Here is a 22,482-nt window from a genome sequence, read left to right on the forward strand (position 1 = left end):
GGACGTCAGCTGTTCGTCAGCGCCGCCCACGTCCGCGCCACCCCGGTCCGCAGGTCGGTGACGGGACACCAGCCCAGCAACGCCTTCGCACGCTGGACGTCGAGCCAGATGTCCCGTCGGTCGAAGGCCCGCCGGTCCGCGTACCGGATGGTCAACGGCCGTTCGACGGTCGCCGTCACCACCTCCAACAGTTCGGCGAGGGAGGTGGGACGGCCCGCGCCGACGTTGAGCACGACGCCGTCGAGCGTCTCCCGGGTGTCACGGTCCAGGTGCCGGTCCCACACCGCCAGCAGGGCCGCCACGACGTCGTCGATGTAGACGTAGTCGCGGCGGGTGTCCGGGTCCCCGAACACCTGCAACGGCCGGTGCGCGGCCGCCGCCCCCAGCCAGTGGGACACCACACCGAGTCCACCCTCGGCGCGCTGGCCGGGCCCGTACACATTGGATGGCCGCAGCACGACCGGCCGGAGGTGGTCGGTGGCCTCGCGCAGGGCCTGCTCCTGGGCCAGCTTCGCCCGGCCGTAGACGCTGTCCGGGCCGAGTGGGCCGGTCTCGTCCACCGGCGGCGGCACATCCGGCCGGTACGCCGTCCCACCGGATCCCAGCAGGACGACTGTGGGGCGACGGGCACCCAGCTTGCACGCCTCAAGCGCGGCGGCGAGGGCACGCTGGTCCAGCTCGACGAGCTCGGGCCGGCTCGCGGCCCTCTTCGGAGTGACCGTGCCGGCGGCCCAGAAGACCAGGTCCGCCCGCCTGATCGTGTCGACGTAGCGGTGCTCCTCGGCGGCGTTGCGCGGTCGGGTCAGCCGTCGCGGAGGCCGGCGGTGGCGTTCGAGCGCTCGACACAGATTCGCGCCGATGAACCCGTCCGACCCGACGACCACGGTCACCGGGGCGGTGACCGCGGTCACCCCGGCACCTCGGTCCGCGCGGCGTCGGCCGCCAGCTCGGCGGCGTAGTCGGCGGTCCCCTCCCGGGCGGCCAGCAGGTTGCGGTGCAGGCTCTTCAGCAGGTCGAGGGAGTGTCCACTGTCGCGCCACTCCTGCTCGGTGACGCCGTAGCCCAGTCGGCGCCACAGGTCGGCGTTTACCTGCTCGTGCGCGCCGAAGGGCGCCAGCAGCACGATCGGCGTGGCCGACCAGAGCGAGTCGATCAGGGTGCCGCCGCCGGTCTTGCAGAGCATGGCGACGCGGTGCCGGGCGAGATCGAACGAGTCGTGGTGCGCCAGGCCCCTTCGGTAGCGCACCGTGCCGTCGGGAAGGATCTCCCCGAACGGTGGGAAGCCGTCGTCCTGCCACGCCTCCCACTCCGGGTCGATCATGAAAGCCCGGCAGCCGATGGGCAGGCCGGACACGTCGGCCGGGTCGTGGGTCACCACGTCGACAAGCAGCCCCGCACGGGCGAGATCCGCCGCACGGTCCCGGTAGGTGCCCAACCCCCAGCCACCGCCGTGCGCCAACAGGCGGGGCTCCCGCTCCTCCCACGGCACCGGGTCCTCGTCGCCGACGCGAATGCTCGTCGGGGCGGTGCCCCGCTCGGCGTCGAACATCCACACGTGCCGGAAGCGCTCCGTACGCGCCCGGAAGAGGTTGAAGGAGGCGGTCGGCGCGGCGTCGAGGTGGCAGATGTCGACCCGGGGCGTCCGGGACGTGAGCGCCTCGTACCGTTCGACGACGGGCACCCAGAAGCCGGAGAAGATCACCACCTGGTCGACGTCCGCGGCCCGCCACGCGTGCAGCAGGTCACCGACAGCGGCGTCGTCGAGCGCCGGCATCTGGTCACGCACCATGCGCTGGGCGGCCACCGCGAGCTTGAAGTTCCCGCGGAAGGCCAGCTTGGCAGCCCTCAGCCTGTCGAGTTCGTCCGGTCGCAGCAGCCGCTCGAACACCTCCACGCGCACCTCGATCCCGAGGGCCCGCAACCGACCCGCCAGGATGAGGGCCGGTACGTGGGTGCCGAGCGTCGCGCCCGACGTCAGCAGCACAGTCGACATCGTTTGCTCCGATCGTCGGGAGTCAGGTGACGAGACTCGGGGCGCCGGCCGTCGCGACGAGCGCATCGCCCACCTGCGCTTCGAGGGCGACCCGGGTCGCGTCGTCCGGGGCGAACACGGCGAAGAAGAGCCGGCCACGCGGCGGGGTGAGCGTCCCCGAGGCCAGCGGCAGCACCCCGGGGCCGTCGCCTCGTAACAGCAGCTTCGCGTCGTCGAGCGCCGACACCAGCCGGCCCACCGTGTCGCCGGGTCGCACCGGCGTCGTGCGGCAGCGCAGCCAGGAGCGCAGGCCGACCGCCCGGGCCCGACCGTCGAGGTGCAGGTTCAGCAGGCCCATGGATCGCCGGGCGTTCACCTCCAGCACCGGCACGAGCGTGCCGTCGCGCAGCCGCAACCCGTCGACGCATGCGGGACCGGTGTAGCCCTCCGCCGCGAGCGCCGTCCCGACCCGCGCGATCACCTCCCGGTGCGCGGAGGTGTCGAGGCTCGCGTGCTGATCCGCGGGGAGCGGACCCGAACCGCGGTACGCGAACTCGGCGTTGTCGACGTGCTGCACGCCCCACCACCGCATCGCGCCGCTCGGGTCGACCTCGATGTGGGTGGAGAAGCTGGACGCCTCCTCGAAGAGGGGCTGCACCAGCAGTTCCACCCGAGCACCCCTCGCGACCTGCCGCTCCAGGTGCCGGACGACGGTGTCCAGCATCCGAGGGGTGGTGACCCGCAGGGAACCTCGGCCGGCCACCCCGTACGGATCCTTGAGCACGACGTCGCCAGGCGTGTCCTGCGCCAGCCGCCGCACCTCGCCCGGCGTGGTGGCCAGGACGGCGGCGCCGGGCAGGCCGGCGTCCCGGACCAGGTCGTTCGACCAGACCTTGGAGTTGACGCGGGCGACGACCTCGACGGCGGGGACCGCGGCACGGAGGCCGAGTCGGTGCACCGCCACGGAGGTGTCCGGCCGGACGGCGTAGAACGCCGCAGCCCATCCAGACATCCCGGGCAGGGACGTGCCGCCGGCCGAGGCGAGGCGCTCCTCCACGGTGTCGTCCCCCGGGCCCGGCACGGCCGCGACCCGTGGCGCGATCCCGGCGACCGACAGCGCTTCGACCAGGGCCTCCTCCATCGGCTCGGCGGTGAGCAGCAGATCGCCGGGAGCGCACCCGACCGCCAGCAGCTCGTCCATGCCGCGACGTCCCCGGCTGCCACCCGCCGTCGGGCCGGCGGGCAGCCCGGCGAGGTCCTCCGGCCGCCACGCCGCCTCCGCGTCGAACGAGCCGAAGTGGACGGTCCCGCTCACCTCACCGGCCATCGCCGTCGAGGGCGAAGTGGCAGAACGCCTTGACCGACTCCAGGTGGATGCTGTCCAGCGACTCGAAGTCGATCTCGACGTCGAACTCCTCCTCGACGGCGAGCAGGAACGTGATCATGTGCAGCGAGTCGATGCCGAGGTCGAGCAGCAGATTCGTGTCCGCCGTCACCTCCTGGGCCAGCGCCGGATCCTCCAGGACCCGCGCGAGCAGGGCCGCCATGCGGGTGACCACCTCTGCCATGCGTTCACTCCCCGCTCAGGTAGAGAAGGATGCACTTCGAGCACACCGGCATGAGCCCGCTGTCACGCAGGATGCCGCGGACCCGGGTGAAGCGCTCGCTCTGCCAGATGTCCTGCATGGACTGCTCACCGAGGTCGCCGATGACGAACTCGGGGAAGAACTTGCACGAGCTGACCCGGCCGTCGGCGTGGATCTCGATCCGGTTGGACACGGCCAGGCAGCGGCTGCGCCGCTGGGCGGGACGGGAGGTACCGCGGATGAAGTCGTCGATCTCGTCCTCTTCGACCTGCGGCTGGTAGCGCACCCGCAGATCCCACACCCGGCTCGCCAGCCGCGCCATCGACTCCTTCAGCACCGGCAGGTACTGCTCGGGCAGCGCATAGGTGTACGAGTGCCACGTCGGCTTGTCGCCCGGCTCCGGCGGGTTGAGCCACGAGAACGACTCCTCGTAGAGCCGGTCCATCGCCGACGCCGTGTCCGGGCTGATGTACCAGGGCAGCAGCCAGTAGACCGAGTTGAAGCCGGTCTGCTCGGCCCACTCGGTGAACTCGTACATGCGGCCGACCATGTCCTCGCTGACCATGCACGCGACGGACAACTCGCCCTGGTACTCGCCGCGCCGTTGCAGGTCGAGCATCGCCTCGACGTTGCGCATGGTGCGCCGGAACGAGCCCTTGCCCCGCAACGCCTCGTGCTCCGGCTCGAAGCCGTCGAGGCTGACCAGCAGGTTGAGTCGCGGCCCGATGGTCAGCAGGTGTTCCGCGTTGCGTTCCATCAACAGGCCGTTCGTGCACATGTTGACCACGCGCGGCACGGCGCCGAGCAGCTTCGCGATCTCCCCGAACCGGGTGTGCATCAGGGGCTCGCCACCCCACAGGAAGACCTTCGACTGCTCGGGCGCGGTCGTCTCCAGCACGTCCCGGACGATGTCGAGGTCGAGTTCGGAGCGCCTGCGCTGGCTGTCGTAGTTGTGGAAGAAGCCCTGCTCGTTCCACTGGAAGCAGTGGTGGCACCGCAGATTGCACCGATAGGTCAGCTGCATGCTGACCTCCTGCGGCAACGCGGTGGCGTAGAGGGGGTCCGCCGCCAGATTGCGACGCGTCGCCGACCTGATCGCCACCGTCCGGCGCAGGTCGTGCAGTTCCCCGGACGTGAAGACCTTGTTGGTACGTGGGTAGGACATGCAGGCTCCCCGCTCGTCTGCCACGAAACGGTCGCTCCTGCCCGGGGCAGGGGACATCGCTTCGCCAGATTCGTGATTGGATCGGGGGCCGTTCGCATCCCTACATGCGCACGAACCCCCGGTATCACAAGGGAACCGGCGGCGGTCGTCCGACGTGGATGTGAGTGTCCTGCTCACCCCGCCACGGGTCGTTCACCACACTGACACATGAGGGTCTCGCCGTAAACCCCTCAGCGCAGGGCGCGGAACAGCAGCAGGTAGGCGCAGTAGCCCAGGGGCACCAGCAGGAAGCAGATCAGGAATCCGAGCGGCAGGTAGCGGGGTGGGGTGCCGGCGACCATGGCGGGTCTCCCCCACCGGCCCAGCACCAGATAGCCCCCGAAGAACGCCAGCGCCGGCAGCCCCGCGCAGATCCACGCGCCGAGGGTGAAGCCGTCGACGATGCCGACCCCGGAGGCGACCACCAGGATCAGCATGAGCACCCCCGCCGCCGCCCCGCACGCGGCGTAGACGGCGACCGCTCGCGCCAGCGGCGACCACGTCGGCAGCAGCGCCGGCCGTTGGGCCAGCAGCTCGGCCTGCTGCCCGTGCCGGTCGGCCTCGTCGGCCATCCGCCGGGCCATCTCCAGCTCCACCACCGGGTCGACCGCCGCTGCCCGCTGCGCCGGCACCCCGGCGCCCGCCGGGCTCACCGCCGTCGGCAGCGCCAGCGACGCCTGCACCGCCGGCAGCTCGGGATACGCCCCGACACCCGCCCGCCCCGGCACGCCGGCTGCGCCGGCGGACCGCCCGTCCCGAGGTCCGGGCGCGGCGGTGGGGCCGGGTGCGGCGGGCGAACCGGGTGCGACAGGCGGACCGGGTGCGACAGGCGACCCGGGCGCGACAGGCGAACCGGGCGCGGCATGCGAACCGGGTGCGACAGGCGAACCGGCCGGCTGGCGGGCTGGGCCAGGCAGCGGGGTCACCGGCCGGGGCGGGCGGTGGGGCGGGCGGTGGGCCGGTCGGCGGCTGGTCGACGCCGATGGCGCGGCCGAGCTGGTCGAGGCGGTGGCCCTGGGCGGTCAGCCGCTGGTGCAGGTAGTCGGCGGCAGCGTGCAGGTCACGGCGGCGCTCGGACTCGGCCGCGGCGTCCCGCTCGCCGGCGCGGCGGTGCTCGGCGAGCTGTCGGGCCAGCGCCGCGTACTCCTCGAAGGACACCGTCAACGCTCCCCGTCCGACTCGTGCCCGTCACGGGCGAACGGCACGATCAGCCTGGTGCGCTGGTCGTGCCGGTCGACAAGCAGCGCCCGGTCGCCGCGCGGCGTGTAGGCCAGGTCATGCACCCCGAGGTGCAGGGCCAGCTCGGCGCCGGGCACGTTGAGCGCGACGAGGCAGGCGACGTCGTCGCGGTTCTGGGTGCCGCCGAGGTCGTCGGAGAGCCGCCGCAGGCCGCGCCACCAGCCGAGCAGGTGCACGCCCTGGGCGGGGCCGTGGCGCAGCAGCGTACGCAGGTCGTCCAGGCCGGAGCGGAAGGTGACCGGGTCGGCCGCCCCGAGGACCGGAGCCGCGGTGTCCATCCCGAACACCACCAGGTATTCGCGGCCGGTTGGCTCGGCGGCCAACGTGACGATCCGGTCGCGCAGCCCGGCCGCGTCGAGGCGATGCACCGGGTGACCGGCGGCCCGCAACGCGGCCTCGGTCTCGGCCGCGATCGGGTCGGCGGCGGTGACCAGGGAGGCCACCTGGAACCGGGCGTCGCCGGGTGTGTGCTGGCGGGCCAGGCTCAGCGCGGCGGCGCGCAGCACGTCCGCGCCGGCCGGTGCGGTGCCCACCACGGCGAGGTGCCGGCCGGGGGTGGAGTCCATCAGGAACAGCGCGGTGGTGCCGTGCACGTCGACCGTCCGGCCGACAAGCGCCATGGGGCGCCGGCCACCGGGGCGCAGTCCGGCGAAGGTGGGATCGTCCTCGACGCGCGCCGCCTCGTACCCCTTGAAGACCGCCGGGGCCCGCGAGCCCGGCGGGCGGGCCTGCCACAGCTCGTGGCGCAGCGCGGCGAGGTCGGCCGCGGCGGCGTGCGCGTCGGGGAAGCGCAGCACGGTGTCGGCGCCGACCGCGCCGGCGGCCGTGTTGACCACGGCGGAGCCGATCGGCAGGGCCGCGGCGGCGTCGTTGAGCTGGTCGAGGACACCGCCGCCGCCGGGCAGCGCCACCCGCAGGGCGAACTGCCCGAAGATCGCCTCGGCGCGGCCGTAGAGGGCCTCGATGCCTGTCATGCTCTGACTGGCCAGCACCAGGTGGATGCCGTAGGAGCGGCCCTTGCGGGCCAACTCCTCCAGCAGGTCGACGGATTCGCGGGCCAGCGCGTCGTTGCCGGCGAGCAGCACGTGGAACTCGTCGATGACGGCCACGATGCGCGGCAGCGGACTGTCGCGCGGCAGGTCGGCGAGCTTGGTGACGCCGTGCCGCTTCAGCGCGGTGGCCCGGCGCTGCGCCTCCCGGCGCAGCTCGCGCAGCACGGCGAGGCCGTACTCGCGGTCGGATTCGATGCCGACGGCACGGGCGTGCGGCAGCCACGACGGGTCACGCCCGGTGGGCACGAACTCGGTGAAGCTGACGCCCTCCTTGAAGTCCAGCAGGTAGAGCTGCAACTCGGCCGGCGAGTAGCGCGCGGCCAGGCCGTAGAGGACGTCGAGGAGGAAGACGGTCTTGCCGGCGCCGGTGCGCCCGCCGACCAGCCAGTGCGGGGTTACGTCGTCGAAGGCGACGGTCAGCGGCGCGGGGCCGGTCCGGCCGACGACGGTGCGCAGGCCGTTGGCCGCGGACTCGGCCCAGCGCCGCTCGGGCAGCAGCTCGGCGAAGGACAGCGCGTCGGCGCGGCGGGCGGCGGCGCCGAGGTGCTCGGCGAGCGCGCGGACCGAGGCCGGCGGCGGGTCGCCGTCGAGCAGCACCGGAGCGGCGAGGCCGCTGCCGTCGGCGCTGAACGGGGCGCCGGGCGGGTCGCCGACGTGCGCGTACCCCTCGCTGAGCCGGAGGGCCGTGGTGCTGCCCAGCGGCGGCGACGTCTCGCCGGGCAGCCGGGACGGGTGGCCGGCGAGGAGCACGCAGACGGCGGCGGCCGGGCCGGCGTGGGTGAGCGCGGCGAGCCGGGCCAGCTCGCGCGGCGGTGGGGCGGCGGTGGCGACCACCAGCAGCAACTGACGGGTGGCGGGGTCGGCGTGCTGGGCCGCGCGGGCGTGGCTTTCGGCGGCGGTCAGCAGGGCCGCCACCTCGGCCTCGCCGGTGGCCGGCGGGTCGAGCACGCCGGCGTCGAGCAACGGGCGCAGCGGGCCGAAGGTGGCGCCCAGCGCGGCGGTGTCGATACCGGTGACCCGGACCCGACCGGGTGGCGCGGTGGCGACCAGCCGCAGCACCAGCGCCCGCAGCAGCGCGGCGACGCGTCCGTCCCGGGCGTCGGTGTCCAGTGCCAGGTGGTGGCCGCCGCCGAGCGGCAGCAGGACGGGGAAGCCACCGTCCGGGGTGGACGCCTCACCGATGCGTACCGCGGCCGGCGCGTCGGTGAGCGCGGTGGCGCCGGGGGTGGGGTGGCCAGCGCGCCGCCGAGGCGCGCGAGTCGGGCGACGACGTCGCCCCCGCCCACCCGCGGCGTCGGTGCCGGCGCGGCGCCGAGCACGCCCCGGGCGGCGTCCAGGTGTGCGCGGGCCGCCCGATGGGCGGTCACCGCCTGCCCGTACGCCGACGCGAGCCTGCCCACGCTCTGCCTCCCACGCCACGGCCGTCCGGTCCGCCGAAACCCTAACGGACAGCGGTGACACCGGGACAGTAGCGACAGGCGCTTTCGTGACGGCCGACGCGGGGACACGCCCGCCGCGCGCCGGGCCAGCGACGTTCACAGTTGTCGATTAGGTTGGCGGTGCGTACACCCGATGGAGGGAGTCCACCTCGTGCGACGAGTCCTCACGGCGGCCACCGCCGCCCTGACCCTCACCACCGCCGGCACCATGCTCACCGGCGCGCCCGCCCCGGCCGCCCCGACGGGCTGGGGCCGGCCCGTCGTCTCGGCCGCGCCGCAACCCGGCGCTGCGGGCCTTGGCGACACCTACTTCCCCGACTACGGCAACGGCGGCTACGACGTCTCGCACTACGACGTCCGGCTGCGCTACGACCCGGCCACCGACCGGCTCAGCGGCACCACCACGATCCTCGCCACCGCGACGCAGGACCTCTCGGCGTTCAACCTGGACTTCCTGCTCGACGTCGAGTCGGTGCGGGTCAACGGTTGGGAGGCCGGCACCGGCACGGCGGGCGCGCACGAGCTGGTGGTCACCCCGGCCCGCACGATCACCCGGGGCCAGCAGCTCACCATCGTGGTGCGCTACGCCGGCATCCCGTCGGAGACCCTGGTCGGCGGTTACACCGGCTGGACGCGCACCGACGACGGGGCGCTCGCGGTCAACGAGCCCGAGTCGGCGTGGTGGTGGTTCCCGAGCAACGACCACCCACTGGACAAGGCCACCTTCGACATCTCCGTCTCGGTGCCCACCGGCGTCGAGGTGATCAGCAACGGCGTGCAGCCCCGGCCCCCGGCGGCCGAGGCCGGCAACCGCACCCGGTGGATCTGGCGGACCACCTCCCCCACCGCCACCTACCTGGCCTTCATGGCGATCGGTCAGTACGACATCGTCACCGACACCACGCCGGGCGGCCAGCCGGTGATCAACGCGTACAGCACCTCGCTGGGCGCGCTCGGGCCGGCCGCGCGGGCCAGCATCGAGCGGACAGGTGAGATCACCGACTGGGAGAGCGGGATCTTCGGCCCGTACCCGTTCGAGGCGCGGGGTGGCGTGGCCGGGCCGGTGGACGGCATCGGCTTCGCCCTGGAGACGCAGACCCGCCCGGTGTACGGCCCGGGTTTCTGGCGTCGCGGCGCCAACACGTACGTGGTGGCGCACGAGAACGCCCACCAGTGGTTCGGTGACTCGGTCTCGGTCGCCGAGTGGCGCAACATCTGGCTCAACGAGGGCTTCGCCTCGTACGCCGAATGGCTCTGGTCGGAGGAGCAGGACGAGGGCACCGCGCAGGAGGTCTTCGACTTCACCTACGCCAGCTACCCCGCCGACGACGAGTTCTGGCAGGTGCTGCCCGGTGACCCGGGCGCGGACCGGGTCTTCGACAACGCGGTCTACGACCGGGGCGCGATGACCCTGCACCAGCTCCGACTGGCCGTCGGCGACGACGCGTTCTTCGCGATCCTGCCCGCCTGGACGGCCGAGCACCGGTACGGCAACGGCACCATCGAGGAGTTCCAGGCCCTGGCCGAGCGGATCTCCGGTCTGGACCTGGACGAGCTGTTCACCACCTGGCTGTTCACTCCGGGTCGGCCCGACGTCGCCAGCGCCGCCCGCAAGGCCGCCCCGCCGGCCCAGCCCAAGTCGTGGGCCAAGATCCGCGAGTCGCACGAGGCGCACCGCCTGCTGTCGCACTAGCGGCAGTCGCACTGGCTGCGGTCGCCTCAGTGGCCGTCGCACTGGCTGCTGTCGCACCAGCGGCAGTCGTCACCCGGAAGGCCCGTCGCCCAGGCGGCGGGCCTTTTCGGCGTCCCCGCTGGTCCCGCCGGAGCGAACTCACCCGCCGCCGCGGCGTCCCCCGTCGACCCTCCCCGCGCATCCTTTGCTCTGCTTCAACGGACGCACCACCGGTTGTCCGACTATCGGACGCGCGGTGGTGCGTGGGGTGAAGCAGAGCAAAGGACGCGCAGAGGTGGCTGGCCTACGGGCCGGAGTCGCCTCCAACGGTCGGATTCAGGGTCGACCAGGTCGCGGAGGCTGCGGGCGAGCCGGTCGATCGGCGGCGCAGGACGCCGGCGCCACCTAACGGTCCACTGTCGCCGGGGACCCTGCCGCCACGGCCGCGCTCGCCTCGACCGCGCTCGCCTCGACCGCGCGGATGTGCCGGTACGCGAACCAGAGCGGCGGGAACGCCCCCACCGCGAAGGACAGGTCGATGAGCGTCCAGAACCACGGGATGTCCCGGATCGGGCCGCAGATCAGCGCCAGCGGAACGATTCCTGCGCAGGCGATCATGCCGACCTGCACCACCCAGACGTTGCGCACCGGGTCACGCAGCGGCCCCCAGAACGCCACCGCCAGCACCAGGTGGGCAAAGGCCAGCCAGTCGGTGCCGTAGAGCAGGAACGGGTAGTCCTGTCCCGCCGTCACGAGGCCGGTGTGGACCCGTTCGATCCAGTCGACCAGGGCCGGCACCTGGCCGGCGAGCGGGTCCAGCGCGCGCAGCAGCCAGCGCACCTCGATCTCCAGCGGGAACGCGGTGGCACCGCTCAGGAAGAGGCCGATCAGCACGATCCACAGCCACCGACGCGTACGCCGCAACCGCTCCTCGATGTCCATGACCGCAGCGTAACGATGATCTTCATGTCGTCCTGTCCCGGAAGCGGGCCGCCGGGGGTGACCGCTGTCTCAGCGGTTTGTCACAGACCCGGCGGTGGCCAACTCTCGGGGCCGGACCCCGCCCGACCGCACCGCACCCGCTTCGGCGGGCGCGATGACGCAGACCGCACCGGTGGGCCGGACGATGCGGGCGGCCCGGAACGCCGCTCGTCGTACCGGGTGGCGGGGTCGCGGAACGACAAGCGCGAGGGTCGCCGCTCGGCCACGCTGGCGGTCCAGGGCGACGCCCGCCGCCGTCGTGGCGATCGCCGCCGCGGCTCCGGCGAGGACGAGCGTCTGCCGGGGCCCGGCGTGTTCGGCGAGCCAGCCGAGCAGCGGGGCGCCGACCGCGGCGGAGACGGAGCCGGTGACCGCCAGGGCGGCGAGCACCCGGCCCCGCATCGCGCTGTCGGTGTCGAGCTGGGCGCGGGTGCCGACGGTGGTGTCGATGACCACCGCGGCGGCGGCGATCGGCAGGATCACCGCGGCGAAACTCCAGGTGCTCGGTGCGAGGCCGGCGACGATCTGCAATCCGCTGGCGAACAGGCCCGCGACGACGAGCGTCCGGTAGCCCAGGGAACGCCGCCGCGCCGCGACGAGCGCGCCCACCACCGTTCCGACCGCGAACACTGTCGACAACAGGCCGTACCCGGACGCGCCGGCGTCCAGCGGCCCGTCGCTCATCGCGGCCATGGTCACTTGGTAGTTGCGGCCCAGGCTGCCGAGCACGAACGACAGGGCGAGCGCGAGGAGCAGCACCGGCTGCCCGCGCAGGTAGGCGAACCCGGCGCGGACACCGTCCCGGGCCCGGCCGGCGTTCGGGTCCGGGAGGCCGGGCACGGCTCCCGGGCGTACGGCGAACAGCGCCACCACCACGGCGGCGAAGCTGGCCGCGTTGATGCCGAACAGCAGAGCGGGTCCGACGGCGGCCACCACCACGGCGCCGAGGCTCATGCCGAGGATGCGGCCGGCGGAGTTGGTGAGCGAGCCGAGCGCCAGCGCGTTGCCCAGCGTCTCCCGGTCGACGAGACTGGCGGCCCAGCGCCCCATCACCGGGCCTTCGATCGCCGAGACGGCACCGGTGGCCAGCGAGATCGCGAAGATCAGCGGCAGGCCGCCGACCCCGGTCAGGGCGACCGCCGCCAGTCCGGCGGCGAGCACCGCGTGGGCGCCCTGGGCGGCGATCAGCAACGGACGGGCGGGTAGCCGGTCGGCCAGCACGCCACCCCAGACGCTGAGCAGCAGCGTGGGCGCCGCCTGGAGCAGCACGGCGAAGCCCATGGACGTCGCCGAGCCGGTTTCCTTCAGGACGTACCAGTTGACCCCGAGGACCTGCATCCAGGTGCCGATGACGGAGATGAAGCCGGCGAGGGCCCAGATCCGGTAGTTGCGCTGGCGCAACGCGGCGAAGGTGGCACCTCTGGCCACGACGAACCTCCAGCGATCGGCAGCATGATCATTCACACCGATCGCGGCGCGGTTCGGCAGCCGGCAAGTCTTGCCGGCTTAAACCTTTTTGCCCACATTTGTGAGCGGCTTCACCAGCGGGAATGTCCGGGCGGTGCGGCGGATGTGCCGCACCGCCCGGACGCCCGCGCCTCAGCGAGCGGCGAGAGGCTGCGCGGCCGGGCCGACCGGCGCCGGCAGTGCGGTGGCGCCGCCCAGGTAACCGTGGATCGCGGCGGCCGCCGCGCGACCCTCGGCGATGGCCCACACGATCAGCGAAGCGCCCCGGTGCATGTCACCGGCGACGAACACGCCGTCGGCGGCGGTCTGCCAGTCGTCGCGGGCATCGATCGCCCCCCGCGGATTGCGGGTCACGCCGAACTGCTCCAGCAGCGGCTGCTGCTCGGTGCCCTCGAAACCGATCGCCAACAGCACCAGGTCCGCCGGCAGCTCCCGCTCGGAGCCCGGGACGACGGTGACCACCCGCCGGCCGTCGCGCTTCTCGACTGTCACCTCGGCGATCCGCACCGCGCGCACCTGACCGGTGCCGTCGTCCACGAACTCCTGCACCGCCACGGCGAAGACCCGCTCGCCGCCCTCCTCGTGCGCCGGGTAGCTGCGCAGGACCCACGGCCACGTCGGCCACGGGTCCCGGGCCTCGTCGCGCTCCTGCGGCGGCTGCGGGTACAGGTCGAGCTGGTGCACGCCGGCGGCGCCCTGCCGGTGGGCGACGCCCAGGCAGTCGGCCGCCGTGTCCCCGCCACCGATGATCACCACGTGCTTGCCCGCCGCGTCGATCGGGGTGCCGTCCGGCAGCACCGCGCGGGCCGCCCGGCCCTCGCCGGTGACCGCCACGCCGGGCCCGCCGTCGGTCGCCGTGGCGACCGCGCGATTCGCCGCGACCAGGTGCGCCATCGCCTGGTGTACGCCCCGCAGCGCCCGGCCCGGGGTCTCCGGGGTGTCCCGGCCCTGCAACGCCCCGGCGGCCAGCAGCACCGCGTCGTGCTCGGCGCGCAACTGCTCGGCGGTGACGTCGACGCCGACGTTCACGCCGGTGCGGAAGCGCACCCCCTCGGCGGTGAGCTGCGCCAACCGGGCGTCGATGTGCCGCTTCTCCAACTTGAAGTCGGGGATGCCGTACCGGAGCAGGCCGCCGATCGCGTCGTCGCGCTCGTACACCGTCACCGCGTGACCGGCGCGGGCCAGTTGCTGGGCGGCGGCCAGGCCCGCGGGCCCGGAGCCGACCACGGCGACCGACCGGCCCGACGGCGCCGGCACGGGACGCGGGGTGAGCCCACGCGCCGCGGCCGCGTCGGCGATCTCCACCTCGACCTGCTTGATGGTGACCGGCTGGCCGCCGGCGATACCCAGCACGCAGGCCGCCTCGCAGGGCGCCGGGCAGAGCCGGCCGGTGAACTCCGGGAAGTTGTTCGTGGCGTGCAGCGACTCCACCGCGGCGTCCCAGTTGCCGGTGCGGACCAGGTCGTTCCAGTCCGGGATGCGGTTGCCCAGCGGGCAGCCGTCGTGGCAGAACGGGATGCCGCAGTCCATGCAGCGCGTGGCCTGCTCACGGACCAGTTCCTCGCCGGCCGGCGGGTACACCTCCCGCCAGTCGCTGATCCGCACCGGCACCGGGCGGCGGGCCGGCAGCCGCCGGTCGTAGCGCAGGAAACCGTTCGGGTCAGGCACGTGCCACCTCCTGGGCAGCCACCCGCGGGGCGGGCGGCACCGGCGCGGCGGGCGCGCTGAGCGCGCCCATCACCGCGTCGTCGACGTCGCGGCCGGCTGCTTCGGCGGCCCGCATGATCTCCAGCACCCGGCGGTAGTCGCGGGGTACCACCGCGGTGAACTCGGCCACCGCCTCCGGCCACCGCTTGAGCAGCTCCTCGGCGACCCCCGACCCGGTCTCGGCCACGTGCCGCTGCACCAGCTCGTGCAGCAGCGCCTGCTCCTGCTCGCCCAGCGGCGCCAGGTCGACAAGCTCCGTGTTGACCCGGGCCCGGTCCAACCGGTGCACGAACGCGGTCCCGCCGGACATGCCGGCGGCGAAGTTGCGGCCGGTCGTGCCGAGCACCACCACCGTGCCGCCGGTCATGTACTCGCAGCCGTGGTCGCCGACGCCCTCGACGACGGCGACCGCGCCGGAGTTGCGGACCGCGAACCGCTCCCCCACCCGACCGCGGAGGAAGACCTCGCCCGCGGTGGCCCCGTACAGGATGGTGTTGCCGGCGATGATCTGATCCTCGGCCCGCTGGCCCGGCTCGGCGTCGGGGTCGAGGAACGGCGCGGCGGCGTCCGGACGGACGACGAGCCGGCCCCCGGAGAGGCCCTTGCCCACGTAGTCGTTGGCGTCGCCGTGCAGGCGCAGGGTCACCCCGCGCGGCAGGAACGCGCCGAACGACTGCCCGGCGGTGCCGTGCAGCACGAACTCGACTGTGTCGTCGGGGAGGCCGCCCCCACCGAAGCGGCGGGTCACCTCGCCGCCGAGCATCGCGCCGACGCTGCGGTGCTCGTTGCGCACCGCCACCTCGACGCGGACCGGCGCGCCCTCGGACAGCGCCGGCTGGGCGAGCGCGATCAGTTCGTTGTCCAGGGCGTGCTCCAGGCCGTGGTCCTGGGCGCGCACCCCGCGCCGGGCAGCGCCGGCGGGCAGCTCCGGCAGGTGCAGGACGGGTGCCAGGTCGAGCCCGGAGGCCTTCCAGTGCGACACCGCCGGAGCCACGTCGAGCAGTTCGGTCTGCCCGATGGCCTCCTCGATGGACCGGAAGCCCAGCTCGGCCAGATAGCCCCGGACCTCCTCGGCGAGGAACAGGAAGAAGTTCTCCACGAACTCCGGCGTGCCCGTGTACCGCTCGCGCAGCACCGGGTTCTGGGTGGCGATGCCGACCGGGCAGGTGTCCAGGTGGCAGACGCGCATCATCACGCAGCCCGAGACGATCAGCGGAGCGGTCGCGAAGCCGAACTCCTCCGCGCCGAGCAGCGCCGCGACCAGGACGTCGCGGCCCGTCTTGAGCTGGCCGTCGACCTGTACGGTGACCCGGTCGCGCAGCTTGTTGAGCAGCAGCGTCTGCTGCGCCTCGGCCAGTCCCAGCTCCCACGGGGTGCCGGCGTGCTTGAGCGAGTTCATCGGGGACGCGCCGGTGCCGCCGTCGTGGCCGGAGATCAGGATGACGTCGGCCTTGAGCTTGGCCACCCCGGCGGCGACCGTGCCCACACCCACCTCGCTGACCAGCTTGACGTGCACCCGGGCGGCCGGGTTGACGCACTTCAGGTCGTGGACGAGCTGGGCCAGGTCCTCGATGGAGTAGATGTCGTGGTGCGGCGGCGGCGAGATCAGACCGACGCCGGGAGTGGCGTGCCGGGTGCGGGCGATCCACGGCCAGACCTTGTTGCCCGGCAGTTGCCCGCCCTCGCCGGGCTTCGCGCCCTGGGCCATCTTGATCTGCAGGTCGTCGGCGTTGACCAGGTATTCGCTCGTCACACCGAACCGGCCGCTGGCGATCTGCTTGACCGACGAGCGCCGCAGCGGGTCGTGCAGCCGCTCGACGTCCTCGCCGCCCTCGCCGGTGTTGGACTTGCCGCCGAGGCGGTTCATCGCGATGGCGAGCGTCTCGTGCGCCTCGGCCGAGATGGAGCCGTACGACATGGCGCCGGTGGCGAAGCGCTTGACGATCTCGGTGGCCGGCTCGACCTCCTCGATCGGCACCGCCGGGCGGACCCCGGTGCGCAGGGTGAACAGCCCGCGCAGCGAGCCGGCCTGCGCGGCGAGCGCGTCGACCTTGGCCGTGTACTGGCGGAAGACGTCGTACTGCCGGCTGCGGGTGGCGTGCTGGAGCAGGAAGACCGTCTCCGGGTTGAACAGGTGCAGCTCACCCTCGCGGCGCCACTGGTACTCGCCGCCGACCTCCAGTCGGTCGGAGGTGGCGGCGCCGGCCGGCGGCCAGGCCAGCGCGTGCCGGGCGGCCACCTCGGCGTGCACACCGGCCAGCCCGACGCCGCCGATCCGGCTCGGGGTGCCCCGGAAGTAACGGTCGATCAGCCGGGTGTCCAGGCCGACCGCCTCGAAGACCTGCGCACCGCAGTACGACGAGACAGTCGAGATGCCCATCTTGGACATGATCTTCAGGACGCCCTTGCCGAGCGCCTTGGCGTAGTTGCGCACCGCGGCGGCGGGCTGCACACCGGCCAGCGCGCCCGTGGTGATCATGTCCTCCACCGACTCGAACGCCAGGTACGGGTTGACCGCCGCCGCGCCGTACCCGATCAGGACCGCCGCGTGGTGCACCTCGCGGCAGTCGCCGGACTCCACGATCAGCGCCGCCTGGGTACGGGTCTGCTCCCGCACCAGGTGCTGGTGCACGGCGGCGGTGAGCAGCAGCGACGGGATCGGCGCGAGATCGGCGTTGGAGTCCCGGTCGGAGAGCACCAGGATGCGGACGCCGTCCTCGATGGCCTCGGAGACGTGCCGGCAGATCTCGATCAGCCGCGCCTTGATCCCGGCGGCGCCCTCGCGGATCCGGTACAGCCCGGAGACCCGCACCGCCTTGAAGCCGGGCAGGTCGCCGTCCTCGTCGATGGAGAGGATCTTCGCCAGCTCGTCGTTGTCGAGGATCGGGTGCGGCAGCACGATCTGCCGACAGCTCGCGGCACTCGGGTCGAGCAGGTTGCCCTCCGGCCCGATCGTCGACGCCAGGCTGGTCACCAGCTCCTCCCGGATGGCGTCCAGCGGCGGGTTGGTGACCTGGGCGAAGAGCTGGTGGAAGTAGTCGTAGAGCAGCCGCGGTCGGGTGGACAGCGGCGAGATCGGGGTGTCCGTGCCCATCGAGCCCAGCGGCTCGGCCCCGGTACGCGCCATCGGCGCGAGCAGGACCTTCAGCTCCTCCTCGGTGTAGCCGAAGGCCTGCTGGCGACGGCGCACCGAGTCGTGGGTGTAGACGGTGTGCTCACGGGGCGGCAGGTCGTCCAGCTCGATCAGCCCGGCGTGCAGCCACTCGCCGTACGGCTGCGCGGCGGCCAACTCGGACTTGATCTCGTCGTCGTGCACGATCCGCCCGGCCACGGTGTCGACCAGGAACATCCGGCCCGGCTGGAGCCGCCCCTTCGCGACCACGTGGGCGGGGTCGAGGTCCAGCACGCCCGCCTCGGAGCCGAGCACCACGAGGCCGTCGTCGGTCTGCCACCAGCGCCCCGGGCGCAGCCCGTTGCGGTCCAGCACCGCGCCGACGATCTCGCCGTCGGTGAAGGCCACCGACGCCGGACCGTCCCACGGCTCCATGAGGCTGGCGTGGAAGCGGTAGAAGGCACGCTTCGCCGGATCCATCCCGGGGTCGTTCTCCCAGGCCTCGGGGATCATCATGAGCACCGCGTGCGGCAGGCTCCGCCCGGCCAGGTGCAGCAGCTCCAGGACCTCGTCGAAGTTCGCCGAGTCGGAGGCGGCAGGCGTGCAGACCGGGAAGACCCGCCGGATGTTGCCCGGCACGTTCGGCGAGCGCAGCAGCGCCTCGCGGGCCTGCATCCAGTTGCGGTTGCCCCGGATCGTGTTGATCTCGCCGTTGTGGGCGATGAACCGGTACGGGTGCGCCAGCGGCCAGGACGGGAAGGTGTTGGTGGAGAAGCGGGAGTGCACAAGCGCGATCGCGCTGTCCACCCGTTCGTCACGCAGGTCGGGGTAGAACGCCGGCAACTGGTCGGGCGTGAGCATGCCCTTGTAGACCATGGTGCGGCTGGACAGCGACGGGAAGTACGCCGGCACGCCCCGCTCGGCGGTCTCCCGCTCGGCCTGCTTGCGCAGGCAGAAGGCCACCCGGTCCAGCTCGATGCCGCTCAACGCGGAACCCGCCGGCCCGGCGGGCGAGTCGGTGAGGCGGTGGGCGGCCACGAAGACCTGCCGCACCCGGGGCATGGCCGCCAGGGCGGTGTCGCCGAGCCCCTGCGGTTCGATCGGCACGTCCCGCCAGCCGAGCACATCCGCGCCCTCGACCAGCGCGTACTTCTCGACCACCCGACGGGCACGCGCCTCGGCGGCGTCGTCGTCGGGCAGGAACACCAGGCCCGTGGCGTACTCGCCGGCCGGCGGCAGCGTCACGTCGGCGACCGCCCGCAGGAACACGTCCGGGACCTGGATCATGATGCCCGCGCCGTCACCGGTGTTGGGCTCCGCGCCCCGGGCGCCACGGTGGTCCAGGCGGCAGAGCGCACCGAGCCCGTTGGCGACGACCGCGTGGGACCGTCGGCCGTGCATGTCCGCCACGAAGGCCACACCGCAGGCGTCGTGCTCCTGCGCCGGGTCGTAGAGACCCTGGGCGGGCGGATGGGGGCCGGGCGTAGGGGACGCCTGCGGGCTGTGCGGGTGCGGCTGTGTCACGTCCGCGTACGGCTGAGCCACCGGGCCTCCTGTCGTCACTCAGGTTGGATCATGGTGGGGACGACGTCGGCCCGTGGGTCTATTGAGTCTACGTTAGGGCTGGGGGCGCAAGGCCACTCAAGATTGATCACACCGTCCAGAGTCTGGGACGTGTAGTCTCGCGCGGTGGATTCGGTGCACAAGGACGTCTTCGACCGGTTGGAACGTTTCTACGACGCGGTGCCTCGCGACGTCGCCGGTGTCGAGGAGCATGGCGGGCTGGTGTTGTTCGTCCGCGAGGGCGCCGGCTGGCCGTTCTACGCCCGGCCCCGCATCGACGCCACCGAGGCGCCGTCCCTGGCCGACGTGAGTTCGGTGCGGGAGCGCCAGCGGGAGCTGGGCCTGCCCGAGGCCTTCGAGTGGGTGCACGAGACGAGCCCGGAGCTGCTGGCCGTGGCCCGCTCCGCGGGGCTGAACGTGCTGGAGGCCCCGCTGATGGTCCTCGACCCGGCCGCGCTGCCCGACCCGGCGACGCTGTCCGACGTACCGGTGCGGGTGCTGGCGGCCGACGCGCCCGACTTCGCCGCCGACGTGGCCGCCCGGCGGGCGGTGGCGGCCGTGGCGTTCGGCGCCGCCGGCACCGCGCCCGGCCCGGCCGGACCGGCCGAGCGGGACGCGGCGGTCACCGAGTTGGAACTCGCCGCGCTGGACGAGGAGCGGACCCGGATCGCCGACGGCCGGCGGATCTCGGCGCTGGCCGGAACGCCGACCGAGGGCGCGCTGGCCAGCGGCATGGCGATGCGCGTGGACGACGTCGCGGAGATCGCCGGGGTGGCCACCCTGCCGGCCGCCCGCCGTCGCGGCATGGGCGCCGCGCTGACCGCCACCCTCGCCCGCGAACTGCTCGCCGCCGGCACCGGCCTCGTCTTCCTCTCCGCGGGCAGCGACGAGATCGCCCGGGTCTACCTGCGGGTCGGCTTCCGCCGCATCGGCACCGCCTGCATCGCCGAACCCACCGCCCTGCTCCCCTGAGCCGCTTCGACGACCTGAGCCGCCCCGATGGCCTGCGTGGCGCGGACGGCCTGAGCCGCCCCGACGGCCTGAACCGCGCGGACGACCTGAGTGGCACGGGCCGTCAGGCCGGTGGCCGCCACTGGGCCGCGGAGGCGGCGGCGCTGGACAGCAGCCGCGAGTTGATCGTCCCGAGCGCGGCGTCGCGGGCGCGCAGCGCCAACCGGCCCCGGGTCTGGAGCACCGCCGACATACGCCGGGTCTGGCGGACCACCGTCGCCGCGCGGGGACGGCGCACCCGGTCGTACGTCTGCACGGCGTCGGGCAGGCGCGCCTCGCGCAGCAGCGAGGCGAGCGTCGCGGCGTCCTCGAAGGCGAGGCAGGCGCCCTGGCCGAGGTGCGGCGGCATGGCGTGCGCCGCGTCGCCGAGCAGCACCACCCCGCCCGGTCCGACTCCGAAGCCGTAGGCGCGGGGCAACGGGCGCAGCTCGCGGACCTCCTGCTGTACGAGGTCGCTCGGGTCGGTGGCGTCGAGCAGCGCGGCGATCGGCGCCGGCCAGCCGGCGTACCAGCGGCGCAGGAGGGCGAGCTGGGTCTCCGGCGGCTCGGGGCGGGGCGCGCCGGCGGCGGTGGCCACCCAGTAGATGCCACCCCGGCTGGAACCACCCGAGGAGCCACGCTCGCCAAGCGAGGCGGCCACGAACCGGTAGCCCGCGCCGAGCACCTCGCCGGCGATCGGCTGGTCGGCGGGCAGCCGGGGCGCCCGGTACCAGGGGATTACAGCCCGCCAGGCCGCGCAGCCGGAGCTGACCACACCGGACTCGGGGGCCAGTTGGCGACGGATGACGCTGTCCGTACCGTCCGCCGCGACCACCAGGTCGGCCTCGATGGTGTGCCGCCCGTCGTTGACCCCGGGGCGTTCGCCCGGCTCGACGCGGACGTGGCGCACGGTCACCCCGGTACGCAGCTCGACCCGGTCACCGAGGCCGGCGATCAACGCGTCGTGCAGATCCTCCCGGTGCACCACCACCGGCATCCGGTCGGCCGGCGTCGGCCGGGGTTGCACCAGCCAGTGCCCGTCCGGACGGCGGACCCCACCGTCGGGCAGCGGGGTGGCGATGGCGGCGAGACCGGCGCCGAGGCCGAGGGCCTGCAACGCGCGGACGCCGTTGGGCCAGAGCACCACGGCGGTCGGCTCGGGGCGGACCCGTTCGGCGCGGTCCAGCAGGGTGACCTGCCAACCCGAACGGGCCAGCGCGCCGGCGACCGCGAGGCCTCCGACCCCGGCGCCGACCACCACCGCGCTTCGCATCGGTGCCGCCCCCGCTCAGCTGTCCCGGTCGGCGGGGCGTACGCCGGCGGCGTCGGCCCGGTCGGCGTCGCGCGCCTCCCGCGTCTCGTCCGCCGGCCCGTCGGCGCGCGTGCTGACTGCCCCGTCGTCGGACGTCTCGTCGTCCGGCTCGTCGTCGAGCGGCTCGGCGCCCTCGGGGCGTACCCCGTCGGCCGGCTCCGGTGGTGCCACGCCGGTGTCCCGCCAGGTGTCGTACTGCTCCTCGCTGACCACCCGGTAACCCTCCGGGGCGGCGGCGCGCGCGCTGGTCTGGCCTTCGGAGATGTCGACCTGGGACAGGTCGGACGTGGTGGGCGGCGTGGGGGTGGCCGCCACGCCGATCGGGATCAGGTACTCCCGGGGGCCGCGGACCCGCACGAAGTAGATCAACGCGCCGAGGAAGACCAGGGCGGCGGTCCAGACATTGAGGCGTACGCCGAAGATCTGGTTCGCCTCGTCGGTGCGCATCAGCTCGATCCAGAACCGGCCGGCGGTGTAGCCCATCACGTACAGCGCGAACGCCCGGCCCCGCCCGAGCCGCAACCGCCGGTCCAGGACGAGGACCAGTGCGACGACGCCGAGGTTCCACAGCGCCTCGTAGAGGAACGTCGGGTGGTAGAGGCCGGGTTCGAGGATCGGCTGCCCGGCGTCGTCCCGCAGCGCGTGCCCCGGGTTGTCCGGATCCATCCGGTGGATCTCCAGACCCCACGGCAGCGTCGTACGGCCGCCGAACAGCTCGTTGTTGAACCAGTTGCCGAGCCGCCCGATCGCCTGGGCCAGCGGCAACCCCGGCGCGAGCGCGTCGGCCACCACGCCGAACGGAATGCCGAGCTGCCGGGCCGCGATGAACGCGCCGACCGCGCCACCGGCCACGGCGCCCCAGATGCCGAGGCCGCCCTCCCAGATGTAGAACGCCTTCAGCGGTTCGCCACCGGCGCCGAAGTACTTCTCCGGGGAGGTGATCACGTGGTAGATCCGGGCCCCGATGATGCCCGCGGGCACCGCCCAGACGGCGATGTCGAGCACCGCGCCCGGAGCGACGCCGCGCTGACGCAGGCGGCGCTCGGTCACCCAGCAGGCCACCACGATGCCGGCGATGATGCACAGCGCGTACGCCCGGAGCGGGAACGGCCCGAGCTGCCAGACGGCGGTGCTGGGACTGGGCAGGGCCGCCTGGGGGGACAGCGAGGCGATGGTCACGGGTGCA

Annotated in this window: 15 protein-coding genes; 2 read left to right on the forward strand and 13 right to left on the reverse strand. The window is 73.7% G+C overall.

Annotated elements, in window-relative coordinates; all coding sequences use genetic code 11:
• Nucleotides 1-5: 5 nt before the first annotated feature.
• From MILUP08_RS36090 to MILUP08_RS24965, 7 genes are all read right to left on the reverse strand, one after another.
• Nucleotides 6-911, reverse strand: coding sequence for an NAD-dependent epimerase/dehydratase family protein (locus MILUP08_RS36090; protein WP_007462882.1), 906 nt, complete (start codon nt 909-911; stop codon nt 6-8).
• A complete protein-coding gene (locus MILUP08_RS36095; RefSeq protein WP_007462883.1) occupies nt 908-1,993 on the reverse strand; it encodes a hypothetical protein in 1,086 nt (361 codons plus the stop codon). Before MILUP08_RS36095 ends, MILUP08_RS36090 begins: the two co-directional genes overlap by 4 nt.
• Before the next feature lie 22 nt (nt 1,994-2,015).
• The gene (locus tag MILUP08_RS24940; protein WP_063827276.1) at nt 2,016-3,287 is read right to left on the reverse strand and encodes an ATP-grasp domain-containing protein; all 1,272 of its coding nucleotides are present in this window, start codon (nt 3,285-3,287) and stop codon (nt 2,016-2,018) included.
• Nucleotide 3,288: 1 nt separating this feature from the next.
• Entirely contained in the window at nt 3,289-3,540 is a 252-nt protein-coding gene (locus MILUP08_RS24945) for an acyl carrier protein (RefSeq protein WP_007462887.1), read from the reverse strand.
• A gap of 4 nt (nt 3,541-3,544) precedes the next feature.
• On the reverse strand, nt 3,545-4,723 hold the full coding sequence (locus MILUP08_RS24950) for a radical SAM protein (protein WP_007462889.1): 1,179 nt from the start codon (nt 4,721-4,723) through the stop codon (nt 3,545-3,547).
• A gap of 230 nt (nt 4,724-4,953) precedes the next feature.
• On the reverse strand, nt 4,954-5,490 hold the full coding sequence (locus tag MILUP08_RS24955; protein ID WP_007462892.1) for a hypothetical protein: 537 nt from the start codon (nt 5,488-5,490) through the stop codon (nt 4,954-4,956).
• A gap of 432 nt (nt 5,491-5,922) precedes the next feature.
• Nucleotides 5,923-8,472: an FtsK/SpoIIIE domain-containing protein gene (locus MILUP08_RS24965; RefSeq protein WP_007462894.1), complete on the reverse strand. Its 2,550-nt coding sequence runs from the start codon at nt 8,470-8,472 to the stop codon at nt 5,923-5,925.
• A gap of 171 nt (nt 8,473-8,643) precedes the next feature.
• Between MILUP08_RS24965 and MILUP08_RS24970 the strand changes: the two genes are divergently transcribed.
• A complete protein-coding gene (locus tag MILUP08_RS24970) occupies nt 8,644-10,185 on the forward strand; it encodes a M1 family metallopeptidase (RefSeq protein ID WP_039908762.1) in 1,542 nt (513 codons plus the stop codon).
• Nucleotides 10,186-10,569: 384 nt separating this feature from the next.
• On the opposite strand, the gene MILUP08_RS24975 is transcribed toward MILUP08_RS24970, so the two are convergent.
• The 4 genes from MILUP08_RS24975 to gltB form a co-directional block, all read right to left on the reverse strand.
• On the reverse strand, nt 10,570-11,106 hold the full coding sequence (locus MILUP08_RS24975) for a hypothetical protein (RefSeq protein WP_007462900.1): 537 nt from the start codon (nt 11,104-11,106) through the stop codon (nt 10,570-10,572).
• 69 nt (nt 11,107-11,175) lie between these two features.
• Complete coding sequence (locus MILUP08_RS24980) at nt 11,176-12,573, reverse strand: MFS transporter (RefSeq protein ID WP_007462902.1); 1,398 nt, start codon at nt 12,571-12,573, stop codon at nt 11,176-11,178.
• Between the two features lie 171 nt (nt 12,574-12,744).
• Nucleotides 12,745-14,280: a glutamate synthase subunit beta gene (locus MILUP08_RS24985; RefSeq protein ID WP_007462906.1), complete on the reverse strand. Its 1,536-nt coding sequence runs from the start codon at nt 14,278-14,280 to the stop codon at nt 12,745-12,747.
• A complete protein-coding gene (gene gltB / locus MILUP08_RS24990; RefSeq protein ID WP_039908763.1) occupies nt 14,273-18,955 on the reverse strand; it encodes a glutamate synthase large subunit in 4,683 nt (1,560 codons plus the stop codon). Before gltB ends, MILUP08_RS24985 begins: the two co-directional genes overlap by 8 nt.
• A gap of 174 nt (nt 18,956-19,129) precedes the next feature.
• Here gltB and MILUP08_RS24995 point away from each other — a divergent pair, with 174 nt between their 5' ends.
• Nucleotides 19,130-19,966, forward strand: coding sequence for a GNAT family N-acetyltransferase (locus MILUP08_RS24995; RefSeq protein ID WP_007462911.1), 837 nt, complete (start codon nt 19,130-19,132; stop codon nt 19,964-19,966).
• Nucleotides 19,967-20,069: 103 nt separating this feature from the next.
• Here the strand turns inward: MILUP08_RS24995 and MILUP08_RS25000 are convergent, their stop codons facing one another.
• Together MILUP08_RS25000 and lgt are read right to left on the reverse strand one after the other, a co-directional pair.
• On the reverse strand, nt 20,070-21,257 hold the full coding sequence (locus tag MILUP08_RS25000) for an FAD-dependent monooxygenase (RefSeq protein ID WP_007462913.1): 1,188 nt from the start codon (nt 21,255-21,257) through the stop codon (nt 20,070-20,072).
• 15 nt (nt 21,258-21,272) lie between these two features.
• Nucleotides 21,273-22,475 (reverse strand): prolipoprotein diacylglyceryl transferase, encoded by a 1,203-nt coding sequence (lgt, locus tag MILUP08_RS25005; protein ID WP_007462914.1) that lies wholly within the window; start codon nt 22,473-22,475, stop codon nt 21,273-21,275.
• Nucleotides 22,476-22,482 lie beyond the last annotated feature (7 nt).

This window comes from Micromonospora lupini str. Lupac 08, assembly GCF_000297395.2.
GTDB lineage: Bacteria > Actinomycetota > Actinomycetes > Mycobacteriales > Micromonosporaceae > Micromonospora > Micromonospora lupini.